Source organism: Streptomyces sp. NPDC060198 (assembly GCF_042728415.1).
Classification (GTDB): domain Bacteria; phylum Actinomycetota; class Actinomycetes; order Streptomycetales; family Streptomycetaceae; genus Streptomyces.
Genome location: NZ_JBHWZJ010000245.1, coordinates 1 through 10,802, shown reverse-complemented (window position 1 = coordinate 10,802; position 10,802 = coordinate 1). Strand labels below are relative to the sequence as shown.

8 protein-coding genes and 1 pseudogene are annotated in these 10,802 nt (G+C 72.2%); 5 read left to right on the top strand and 4 right to left on the bottom strand.

Annotation, left to right across the window (positions count from 1 at the left end; all coding sequences use genetic code 11):
- Positions 1 to 669: 669 nt before the first annotated feature.
- From ACFWEP_RS24775 to ACFWEP_RS24760, 4 genes and pseudogenes are all read right to left on the bottom strand, one after another.
- Positions 670 to 972, bottom strand: a pseudogene (locus ACFWEP_RS24775) (response regulator transcription factor); the annotation flags it as partial.
- 1,434 nt (positions 973 to 2,406) lie between these two features.
- Positions 2,407 to 2,670, bottom strand: coding sequence for a type I-E CRISPR-associated endoribonuclease Cas2 (locus ACFWEP_RS24770; RefSeq protein WP_387372998.1), 264 nt, complete (start codon positions 2,668 to 2,670; stop codon positions 2,407 to 2,409).
- Positions 2,671 to 3,820: 1,150 nt separating this feature from the next.
- Positions 3,821 to 5,050 (bottom strand): amidase family protein, encoded by a 1,230-nt coding sequence (locus tag ACFWEP_RS24765; protein ID WP_387372997.1) that lies wholly within the window; start codon positions 5,048 to 5,050, stop codon positions 3,821 to 3,823.
- Positions 5,047 to 6,174 (bottom strand): acetamidase/formamidase family protein, encoded by a 1,128-nt coding sequence (locus ACFWEP_RS24760; RefSeq protein ID WP_387372995.1) that lies wholly within the window; start codon positions 6,172 to 6,174, stop codon positions 5,047 to 5,049. The genes ACFWEP_RS24765 and ACFWEP_RS24760 overlap by 4 nt, the downstream gene beginning before the upstream one ends.
- 75 nt (positions 6,175 to 6,249) lie before the next feature.
- Between ACFWEP_RS24760 and ACFWEP_RS24755 the strand changes: the two genes are divergently transcribed.
- From ACFWEP_RS24755 to ACFWEP_RS24735, 5 genes are all read left to right on the top strand, one after another.
- Positions 6,250 to 6,903 carry a GntR family transcriptional regulator gene (locus tag ACFWEP_RS24755; protein WP_387372993.1) on the top strand — a complete coding sequence of 218 codons (654 nt, stop codon included), beginning with the start codon at positions 6,250 to 6,252 and terminating at the stop codon, positions 6,901 to 6,903.
- A gap of 192 nt (positions 6,904 to 7,095) precedes the next feature.
- On the top strand, positions 7,096 to 8,439 hold the full coding sequence (locus tag ACFWEP_RS24750) for an amidohydrolase family protein (RefSeq protein ID WP_387372991.1): 1,344 nt from the start codon (positions 7,096 to 7,098) through the stop codon (positions 8,437 to 8,439).
- A 114-nt stretch (positions 8,440 to 8,553) separates the two neighbouring features.
- Entirely contained in the window at positions 8,554 to 9,120 is a 567-nt protein-coding gene (locus ACFWEP_RS24745) for a DUF1097 domain-containing protein (RefSeq protein ID WP_387372989.1), read from the top strand.
- Positions 9,117 to 9,557, top strand: coding sequence for an oxalurate catabolism protein HpxZ (gene hpxZ / locus ACFWEP_RS24740; RefSeq protein ID WP_387372987.1), 441 nt, complete (start codon positions 9,117 to 9,119; stop codon positions 9,555 to 9,557). Before ACFWEP_RS24745 ends, hpxZ begins: the two co-directional genes overlap by 4 nt.
- Positions 9,558 to 9,641: 84 nt before the next feature.
- Positions 9,642 to 10,802 (top strand): purine-cytosine permease family protein (locus tag ACFWEP_RS24735; RefSeq protein ID WP_387372985.1); only part of this gene is annotated, 1,161 nt, incomplete at its 3' end.

Here is a 10,802-nt window from a genome sequence, read left to right as displayed (position 1 = left end):
GCTGCCGCCCTCGCCCGGGGCGGCAGCGGCCGCGGCCGCGTAGAAAGGTGGGGGGTGCGGACGGCCCGGGGGCCGGTCCTCCCGCTATGGCTGCCACTGGCGTTGTCGGCATGCTCCAGTGGTGCCGGAGGCCCTGCGGCACAAGACGCCGGGCGCGACTCGCAGGGGGCGACGAGCCGTGGGGCGACGACCGGCCCGGCGCGTCGAGGCTCCGGACCACAAGGCCGTCCTCGACGCAGCTCTCACCCGCAGTCAATCCGCTCCCAGCCTTGCCGCGTCCACCAGCCAGGCCGGGGCGGCCCAGGTGATCAGCGGCACGGTCACCGCCACCCGACCGCTGGTCACCGAGCCGGCCGACACCGTCGAGACGATCTTGACGATCTCCGTGGAGCGGCAGCGGGACGCCGACGCTCCTACAGCCGTCGAGGTGCGGGAACAGGGCGGTGTCGTCCCGCTTGCACAGGTGCGTTCCGACTTCGATCTTGCTCATCAATCGGTCGATTCCTGCACGCCACAGCAGAGTGGGAACGCTTCGGCGGTCATCAGTGCGTTGGCTGAGGTCCCCGGTGGCCGGGGGCGATCGAGAACAGCCGGGCCCGCAGGCGTCCTCGTTGTCGTGAGCGGCGGTGGGCCGGATCGCAGGCCTGCGGTGACCTGCTTGCTGTCGGGTCATGGTGAGGACGACACCAGTCCCGCTCCGTAAGGGATGATCACGATCTGGACACGGTCGCGGGCGTCGAGTTTGGTCAGCAGCCGCGCCACATGGGTCTTGGTGGTGGCGTGACCGATGAACAGTTCGGCCGCGATCTCGTTGTTGGACAAGCCGCTTCCGACGAGTGTCAGCACCTCGCGTTCCCGTTCGGTGATGCCATCGAGTCGCCGCGGAGGGGCAGTTGCCGCAGGACGGTTCGCGAACTCCTCGATCAGGCGGCGGCTGACGCTCGGTGCGATGAGGGCGTCACCGGCAGCCACGCGCGGAGAGGACACCCGCCGCTGGGTGTCCGTCCACCAGCTTGTCGGCTCACCTCCGCTCGCGCGGAGAGGACCTGGGCTCCTGGGTCGGAGAGCAGCGCCGCGCCGGCTCACCTCCGCTCGCGCGGAAAGGACAACCCGCCGTGCTGCAATCCGGCCCACCTGTACGGCTCACCTCCGGTCGCGCGGAAAGGACGCGCCCATCAGCCGGGCGCCGGCGGGCGCCTGCGGCTCACCTCCGCTCGCGCGGAGAGGACCTGAACGGGTCGTTCATCACCTTGACGTTGGGCGGATCACCTCCGCTCGCGCGGAGAGGACGGGCTCGGGACCGCACGGCCGCCGAGGGGCACCGGTTCACCTCCGCTCGCGCGGAGAGGACTCGGCGGGGGTGATGAGGTGGACGCCGGAGCGCGGTTCACCTCCGCTCGCGCGGAGAGGACCGGCGGTGCAGCAGCTGCCGCATGGCCGTGGTCGGTTCACCTCCGCTCGCGCGGAGAGGACTTCCCGTTCACGCCTTCTGTGAGCTTGACGATCGGTTCACCTCCGCTCGCGCGGAGAGGACGCCACGGTGTCCGTGGTGTACCGGGTGAGGAGCGGTTCACCTCCGCTCGCGCGGAGAGGACGTCCACTTCGGGGCCGGACCCTCGGCCGCGGCCGGTTCACCTCCGCTCGCGCGGAGAGGACCACGACTGGGACCGCCGCCGGGCGTCCGCGCTCGGTTCACCTCCGCTCGCGCGGAGAGGACAGTGCACTCGACGGTGACGGTCGCGTACCCGACGGTTCACCTCCGCTCGCGCGGAGAGGACCTCGGCGGCGTCGGCCGCGACGGCGGCGCCCGCGGTTCACCTCCGCTCGCGCGGAGAGGACGACGGCGAAGGCATCGGCTACGTCATCGGCAACGGTTCACCTCCGCTCGCGCGGAGAGGACCTGGCGGCGTCGCAGGAGCTGGGCAAGTTCCGCGGTTCACCTCCGCTCGCGCGGAGAGGACTCGGCCGCGCGGCGGGCCGCGTCCGATTCCTGCGGTTCACCTCCGCTCGCGCGGAGAGGACGCCGCCAGGGAGAACGTGACGTCGATGCTCGGCGGTTCACCTCCGCTCGCGCGGAGAGGACTCCTTCGCGGTCGAATCGAGCTGCGCGTTCAGCGGTTCACCTCCGCTCGCGCGGAGAGGACCCCGATTCGGGGAGGAAAAGCGAACTCAAGAAAGGTTCACCTCCGCTCGCGCGGAGAGGACACCGAGGGAGACCCGTTCCCCTACACCGTCGACGGTTCACCTCCGCTCGCGCGGAGAGGACGTCGCCGGTTTCGGCGTGGACGTCGTGGGAGGCGGTTCACCTCCGCTCGCGCGGAGAGGACCTCCGTCCAGCCCTGTGCTCAATCTCGTCCACCGGTTCACCTCCGCTCGCGCGGAGAGGACCCTTTTTGACCTGGGGCGTTAGAGGGGGTTTGCCATTTCTTGACTTTCTCGGGAGGTGATGAGGGCGAGTCCGTGGAAGCCGACAGGTTCGCGTCCGCGGGTGCCCGCGGTCCTGAGTTGGAAGCCTTGTTCGCGGTCGGCGGGGTGGGTGAGGACGGCCATGCCGACGTTGGTGCTGGCGGCGAGGGCGGCGCAGGGTTCGTCGCGGACATCGGCAGAGACGGCGCCGACGCAGAGCTCGGGGCAGTGCGCAGAGGTCCCCGCTCCACCGAATGTCTGCATGAACACAGAGATAGCACTGACCGCTGACAACCGCCCCGAGTAGCCCAACTGGCCACCGATATATGGGGCGATCTTTACACTGCCGGGTTACGCCAGCGGGGACGAGAAGCAGGCGTGGCGACGCTCGGTAAAGGAGTTGCAGAGCTGTCGGACAAGGGCAGGCCGCGAAGGGTGCTCTCCGCGCGAGTCGAGGTGAACCGTCGGCTCCGACCTCGCGGGCTCGCTGCGCCGCGTGCTCTCCGCGCGGGCGGAGGTGAACCGTTCCGGCACGTGGGCCGATCCCACCGGGGGATTCCCGTGCCTCGGCCGGCCGCACCTGGGGACGCTCCGCCTTCGGCCCTGATCGCTTCGGGTGACGGACCGGCCGATGAGCCGGCGATGCAGCGGGCCAGGTCGCTGTGGTGGCTCGTTGTCCGGAGGCGGGTCGTCTGCTGGGCGAACGCATCGTTCGGGTCCACGATGTCGTCGAGCGGGTCGAGGCAGCCAACCGCCTCAGGCTGGTCGAGCCCTGCCCGGCGGCGCTGATTTCCGTACGGGGTCGTCACGCAGGGGCTCCGGATCGCCGGGCGGTCCGGAGCCCGCGCCCGGGAGGGGGCCTCCTTGCAGTCCTGACGCGGGCTGCCGACGCACGGCCTCCGCAACGCCCGACCGGCAGCCCGGCCCGATCCGGTTGGTCCGGTGTGCCCACCCTCGTACCGTCGGGTGACCGGCGGCTCGGGAGCCGTTCACGGGGAGGAGCTGCCGTCGAGGCCGGATGGCGGGGCGGCGCAGGTGCTGTGGGACGTCACATCAGCCGCTCCGACGGTGCGTTCCCGGCCCGGCGACGCCGCCCCGATGCATGTCGTCGACGGGGGCGACCGTCATGCGGTCGGGTCGCGACCGGCTGCCGGAAGACCGGTCCTTGGGAGGAGGACAACGCCGCGACGACCCAACCCCGTTCGGGAACTGGTCCAGGTGCTGGGACTCGTGCGGGGGCGCCCGGTCACTTCCGGATTCTGCCGAGCGGCCCCGCATTGCCGAAGACGTCGACGTCTCGGACTTCGACCCACCGCGGACGAGTCGGCCTCCCCCGACGCGTGGGGGACCGGCCGGCGCGGTGGCCCGGAGCCCGAGGCCGTCGCTCACGCCGAACTCGACCGCGCCATCCCCGCTATGCGCGTCCAGGCTCCATCGACATGCCCGCCGAGACGAGTTGTTCGTCCCCGCCCGGGACGGTCAGCAGACAGAGCCCGACAGGTAGTCCTTCCGCCCGGGGGCCGGGGACGGTGAGGGCGGGCAGACCGCCCAGCCCCGCCAGGCACGTCAGCGCCAGGAGGGCGTCACGGTCCGCCGACGACGCGCAGGCATGGGCGGGTGCGGGGGTCGGCGTGGCGGGAATGGCCAGCACGGCACCGTCCAGCCGACGGCCGAGCCACCGCGCGACGGCCGCGACGCGGGCCCGGGCGGCCTCCTCCCGGGCACCGTCCACAACGGCGGCGATACGCAGCCGCTCCGTGACGTTGGGGCCGAAGGCCGGACGGGCCCGCGTCACCCACGGGCCGTGGACCCGCCAGACCTCCGCCGCCTGCACCGTCTTGAAGGCATCCCGTGCACCGGTGTGCTGCACCGGAGCCAGGTCGTCGAAGAGCGGGGAGCGGTCGAGCGGCAGTCCCAGTCCCTCCGCGAGCCGGTCGAGTGCAGGCGCCAGTGCCGCGCGGACCGGACCGGTCGCCAGGGACCAGAGGTCGGCCGGTGCGAGAACCCGGAGCGGCGCCCGGTCATCCGCCTCCGTGCCCGCCAGCAGGGCCGCCGCGGCGTCCCGCAACAGGGGCAGGGAACGAGTGAGGAGGCCCGGGGTGTCGAACGACGGGGCCAGCGGACTGATACCGGTGAGGTCGGCGCGGGCGTGGCTGGGGCGGAGTCCGTACAGGCCGCAGTAGGAGGCGGGCACCCGGATCGAACCGGCGGTGTCCGTGCCGAGTCCGATGTCGGCGAGGCGTCCGGCGACGGCTGCGGCGGTCCCGCTGGACGAGCCGCCGCAGAGGTGCCCCGGCGCCGCCGGGTTGGCGGGCGCGCCGTAGTGGGCGTTGGTTCCGCCCAGGCTGTAGGCCAGTTCGTCGGTGTGGGCCTTGCCCGCCGGGACGGCTCCGGCGGCGATCAGGCGGCCGAGGCAGTCCGCGTGACGGGTCGCGGGTACGGCTTCGGCGAGCAGGAGCGGGTGGCCGTTGCCGGTGGGCGTGCCCGCGAAGTCGATGACGTCCTTGACCGCGATCCGGGCACCGGACAGCCCCTGGGCCGCGGCAGGTTCGGGCAGGTCGGGTACGGGCAGCCACGGGACGTACGGCCCGATGAGCGGTAGCGGGGCGGGATCCGTGGCGGGCGAGGTGCGGACGGCGGTCATCGGGCCCGCCCCGCCGAGGAGGAAGCGCCGGTCAGCAGGGGGTGCAGGTCCGCCTTCGGCAGGCAGACATGGACGCCCTTCACCCGGTCGACCACCTGCGATATGCGCAGGTCGACCGCAGCGCTCAGATAGGCGAGCGCCACGGCGCCCGGCAGCGAGCAGCGTTCGGACAGGTAGGCGAGGGCCGACCGGGTCGCCTTGCGGACGGCTTCGTCCAAGTCCTCGTCCAGGCCGGTGACCAGGTAATGGCCGGCGGTCTCGGCGTACGGGCCGGCGAGCCTGGACGCGAGCCGCCGAGCGGGCTCGTCGCTGTGGAGGGTCAGCCGGAGCGTGGCGCGCAGCGGAGCCTCGAAGGCGGTGAGCGCGACCTCCCCGTCGCCCTGGGAGAAGTGCGGATCGCCCGCGTAGAACAGCGCCCCGGGCACCTGGACCGGCACGAAGAGGCGCGACCCTTCACCGAGGAGCCGTATGTCCAGGTTGCCGCCGTGCGCGCCGGGCGGCACGGAGTGGACGGGCGAGTCCGTCGCGGGAGCGACGCCCATGATGCCGAGGAAGGGGGCGAGCGGGAAGCGGATGTCGCGCCCGTCGCCGACCGGGAGCCGTCCGCGGCCGTCCGGGTCGACGTGGGCGACCAGGGAAACGGCCGGTACCGGGAGACCGTCCTCGTGGTCCGGCCCTGGTACCGGGTACTCGCCGGGCAGCGCGCCGCGGCCGTGCCGGTTGCTGATCACCCCGTAGTCGGTGCGCCGCCGCAGCCGCAGGACTTCGACCTCCAGTACGTCGCCGGGGCGCGCGCCGCGGACCGCGACCGGACCCGTGACCACGTGAGGCCCCTGCACCTCCGGGTCGAACGGCTCTGCGGACGCGGCAAGTTCGACGGCGTCGCGGAGGATGTCCCGCTCGTGGATGCCGGCTTCGGCGAAGAACTTCACCGGGTCGCGTCCCTGATCCGGCAGGATGCCCTCGTGGCTCGTGGTGTCGAGGCACACGGCGGTGCCGGAATTCACCGTGAGCACGGGGCGGGAAGCGGCGTTGGGGAGCAACCCCCAGGCGGTCGCACCGCGTTCCGCGGCGAGGTAGGCAAAGCCTTCGGTCGCACCGTCGTGGGGCTGAAGTACGCTCATGGCGCTGACCTTTGCATACAACCGTTACAGGCCGGTTAACCCCTTCGTGCCGGCCGGACCCTGAGAGGCGGAGCGATGGCCGAAGTCGGCACGGTACGGAGGCGGGACTCGGGGCAAGCGGTGTGCGACGCCCTCAGAAACGACGTGATCACCAGGGTGTTCGCCCCGGGGGACCGTCTCACGGAGGAACGACTGGCGGCGCGCTACCGGGTCTCGCGCATCCCCGTACGCGAAGCCCTGCGCACCCTGGAATCCGAGGGATTCGTACATTCGCGTCCCTACGGAGGCACATTCGTGGCCGAGTTGGGCGACGAGGAGGCGGAGGACCTGCTGGGAATCAGGCTGCTCATCGAGCCGTTCGGCGCCGAGCGCGCCGCCACCCGCCGCACCGCGGTGCACCTCGCGACGCTCGAACTGCTGCTGGCGGAGGCCCGGCAGATCCTGGAGGCCGGCTCCTCGTCCGGGCTCGCCGTTCTGAACACCCGCTTCCACCAAGTGCTCGCCGAGGCGTCGGGCAGCCCGACCATGGCCGCGCTCGTCGCCCAGCTCGGATACAAGATCTCGTGGGTGTATTCAGTGGAACTTCCCAGGCGCGCACCGGACTCCTGGGCCGAACACGAGGCCATCGTGGAGGCGTTGCGCCGCCAGGACCCGGTCGCCGCCCGCGAGCGGGTGGCCGACCACATCAGACGCGCCCAGGCCGCCTACCGTCTGCGCACGAAACGCTGACGAGTCCTCAAGCGGGCTGCCAGAAGGGCAGTTCTGGCGCGGCGGAGGCGCGGCGGGGCGTTGCGAGATGTCGGAAACAGCGGCGTCACACACGACGCCGGAAGCCGTAACGCGGCATCTGTATACACCTTCTGGACGTCGCGATGACGTCGGCTCCGATCCGGGACTCCGGGCCGTCAGAAGGGGAAAGCCGTGTACGACCTCGTACTGCGCCGCGCACTGATCGCCGAAGGCCGCCCGCCGGTGGACGTCGCCGTCTCGGGCGGCTCGATCGCCCTGGTGGGCGAGGTCGCGGCGGGGACGCCCGCCCGTGAGACCGTCGACTGCGGCGGGCTCGTCGTCGTCCCCGGATTCATCGAGCCCCATCTGCACCTGGACAAGGCGCTGCTGGACACCCTGAGTCCCAATCCGGAGGGGACGCTCACCGGTGCCATCGAGGTCACCGGCAGGCTCAAGCGCGAGTTCACCCACGCGTCGGTCCGTGCCCGCGCGCTGCGGGTGCTCCGGTGGGCCGTGGGCAACGGCACCACCCTGATCCGCGCGCACCCGGACGTCGATCCGATAGGCGGTCTGACCGGACTCGACGTCATGCTCGAACTCCGCGAGAGCCAGCGCCACTTGGTAGACATTCAGGTCGTCGCCTTCCCTCAGGAGGGCATCGAGCGGGCGCCGGGCACCTACGACCTTCTGAGGGAGGCGCTCCGGCGGGGAGCGGACGTCGTCGGGGGATGTGCATACAACGAGGCCGACCCCGACGCCTGTCGCCGCCACATCGACACCGTGCTCGGCCTCGCCGTCGAGTTCGGGGTACCGGCGGACCTGCACGCGGACTTCGCCGACGACACGTCCGACGGCCGTTTCGCCCTCGCGGGGGCGATCGCCGAAGCGACACTCCGGCACGGTCTCGGCGGCCGGGTGACTCTGGGGCATGTGACCTCGCTCGCCGCCCTTCCGTCCGCCGAGCGGGCCGAGGTCGTCGCACGGCTCGCGGAAGCGGGGGTCGCGGTGGTCGCGCTGCCCGCCACCGACCTGCACATCGGAGGACGCGGCGACACACGCGCCGTGCGCCGGGGTGTGACCCCGGTACGCGAACTTCTCGACGGCGGGGTGGTCACCTCGTACTCCTCCAACAACGTCCGCAACGCCTTCACCCCCTTCGGCAACGCCGACATGCTCGACATCGGTCTGCTCCTCGCCCAGACCTGCCACATGGGGAGCCCGTCCGACACCGCACGGATTCTCGCCATGGCGACCACGGAAGCCGCCCGTGTCACCGGTGTCCACGAGGGCTACGGGATACACCCCGGCGCCCGGGCCGACCTGGTCGTTCTCGGTACCCGCCGCCACGCGGACGTACTGGCCGACCGCCCGGACCGTCGACTGGTCGTCAAGCGAGGCCGCGTCGTCGCTCGTACCGTCCGCACGACCGAACTCCTCGACGCACCGGAACCCGAGGCCGTCGGTATCGCGGATGTCACGGACGCCCCGGGCGTCCTCGCCGGCGGTGCGGCCGTCCGGCGGGTCCGGGTCGCCTGAGCCCAGCCGTCGGCGCGGCCGCCCGGTCCGTGCTGTGCCCGGCCGTCGAGGCCCGTACACCGATCCCGCACCGCACGTGGTGCCCCCCTCCCTCCGTTGTGTCAGGAGCACGCTATGAGTGAACGCATCCCGCACGAGATCACCGCGTCCGTCCTCGCCGCGACCACCGCCTTCGTCGGCGGAACCGCTCTCGGCCTGCCGCCGTGGGCGATCTTCATCTCCTGGGCGGGACTGCACCTCATGGGCCGTCCCAGCCTCGCGAACGCCAGACGCCTGTGGGCGGCCATGCCGGTCGGTTCCGCCTTCGCGCTGGCCATCGTGCTGGTCGACCAGCACCTCGCCCCGCACGTCGGCGGCGGGCGACTGGCCCAGAACGCCCTGCTCGGCGCGGTCATCCTGGTGCTGAACACCGCACTGATGTACGCGGGCCGGCTCCGCCCGATCTCGCTCGTCCCGGGCATGTTCCTCGGGTTCGCCTCGTTCTTCGCCACCTACTTCGGCGGCTTCGGCTACGACCACGGCAACGTCTGGGCCGCGTGGGTGAGCGTCGTCGCCATGAACGCGCTCGGCCCCGCCTACGCGTTCCTGGCCAACTGGGCCACCCTCGCGCGCGTCCCCGCTCCGGCCTCCGCCGCTTCGGCCCTCAGCGCATCGGGCGCCCCCGCCGCGGAGGCCCGGTGACCGCGCGACGGTCCCCGGGACCGGCCGGAACGGCAACCTCGTCGCCCGCCGCCGGTCAGGTCAACCTGCCCGGGACCGTTGCCGAGGTCCGCGCGCTGGCCGACGCGTACGAGGCGGCGCTCACCGGCAACGACGTCCCCGTCCTGGAGGCACTCTTCTGGAACGCCCCGCACACGGTCCGGGTCGGCGCCGGGGAGGAGCTGTTCGGCACCGAGGAGATCGCCGCCTTCCGGCGCGCACGTCCCGCCGTCGGTCTCGACCGCACCCGGGTGCGCACCGAAGTCACCACCTTCGGCACGGACATGGGCGTCACCACCACGCTGTTCGTCCGCGACGGCGTCCCCGGAACGGGCAGGCAGACGCAGACCTGGATCCGTTTTCCGCAGGGCTGGCGCGTCGTCTCCGCCCACGTGTCCCAGCGCCCCACCTCAGGCTGACGCCCAGCCCGGCCCCGCAGCCCGGCCCCGCCCCACCGCCCGCCCGGCTCCACGCACCCGCCCGCCCCTCCGAAGGGACCTCGCATGGCCACCGCCTCCGCCACCGACCGTGAACACCACACCGCAGGCGAGGAGTACGAGCACACCGCCGTACCGGTCCACGCCAGGAAGAGCCTGCTCTCGGTCGCCGGAGTGTGGGCCGGCTTCCCCATGTGCCTGGGCAACGCCGTGTTCGGCGGCCTGATCGTCTACAACCTCGGCCTCGAACAGGGCTTCTGGGCGATCCTCACGGGAAACCTCCTTCTCTTCGCCTACGTGGGCGCCTTGAGCCACCACGCGGGACGGACCGGCCGCAGCTTCGCCCAGCAGGCCGCCGCGGTCTTCGGACCACGCGGCCGCGCCCTGGTCTCCGGCTTCCTCGCCACCGTCGTCATCGGCTGGTTCTCCTACCAGGTGGGCCTCACCGGTACGACCCTTCACCAGGTCCTCGGCTGGGCTCCGCTGTGGGGCGCCCTCCTCGGCGCCGCCGTCTACATCGGCCTCACGGCCGCCGGTATCCGCGCCCTGTCCGCCGTCGGCCTGCTGGGCGTGCCGCTCTTCCTCGTCACCGCGACGCTCGCCTTCTGGTACGCGGCACGAGAGGGCGCGAGCGTCTCCCAGGCACTCGCCTTCGAAGGCCACGGACACGGCATCACCTTCTGGTCCGCCGTCGGCATCGTCGTCGCCGGGTTCGTCGACTCGGGAACCATGACGGCCGACTTCACCCGCTGGAGTCGCAACGGCCGGTCGGCCGTGTGGGCCACCGCATCCGCCTTCCCCCTCACCAATACCGTCGCCTACCTGGTCGGTGGCGCGGTCGTCGCGACCGGGAGCGCCGTCGCGCCGGAGACCGACGGCGGCTCCTACCTCGGGCTGCTCGCCGGACACGGCGCCTGGATCACCGCACTCGCCGTGCTCTTCACCCTCACCAACCTCGGTTCGGTCGCGGCGCACTGCCTCTACAACGCGGCGCTGGGCTGGTCCGGGACGACCCCGCTGCGGATGCGTCCGCTCGTGGTCGTCCTCGGCCTCCTCGGTTCCGTCGTCGCGCTGACCGGCGTGTGGAGCTCGATCGTCAGCTGGCTCCAGCTCCTCGGGATCCTGGTGCCGCCCATCGGCGCGGTCCTGATCGTGCGACAGGCGTGGGACCGGCTGCGGTTCCGGCGCGGTCTCCGACCCGGCGCCGGCCCCGGGCCCGCCGAGGCC

What these genes read in the sequence shown, in the direction of transcription:
- ACFWEP_RS24745 (WP_387372989.1), top strand. Translation starts at nt 8,554, where the DNA reads ATGAGTGAACGCATCCCGCACGAGATCACCGCGTCCGTCCTCGCCGCG.
- ACFWEP_RS24770 (WP_387372998.1), bottom strand. Translation starts at nt 2,670, where the DNA reads ATGCAGACATTCGGTGGAGCGGGGACCTCTGCGCACTGCCCCGAGCTC.
- ACFWEP_RS24760 (WP_387372995.1), bottom strand. Translation starts at nt 6,174, where the DNA reads ATGAGCGTACTTCAGCCCCACGACGGTGCGACCGAAGGCTTTGCCTAC.
- ACFWEP_RS24765 (WP_387372997.1), bottom strand. Translation starts at nt 5,050, where the DNA reads ATGACCGCCGTCCGCACCTCGCCCGCCACGGATCCCGCCCCGCTACCG.
- ACFWEP_RS24755 (WP_387372993.1), top strand. Translation starts at nt 6,250, where the DNA reads ATGGCCGAAGTCGGCACGGTACGGAGGCGGGACTCGGGGCAAGCGGTG.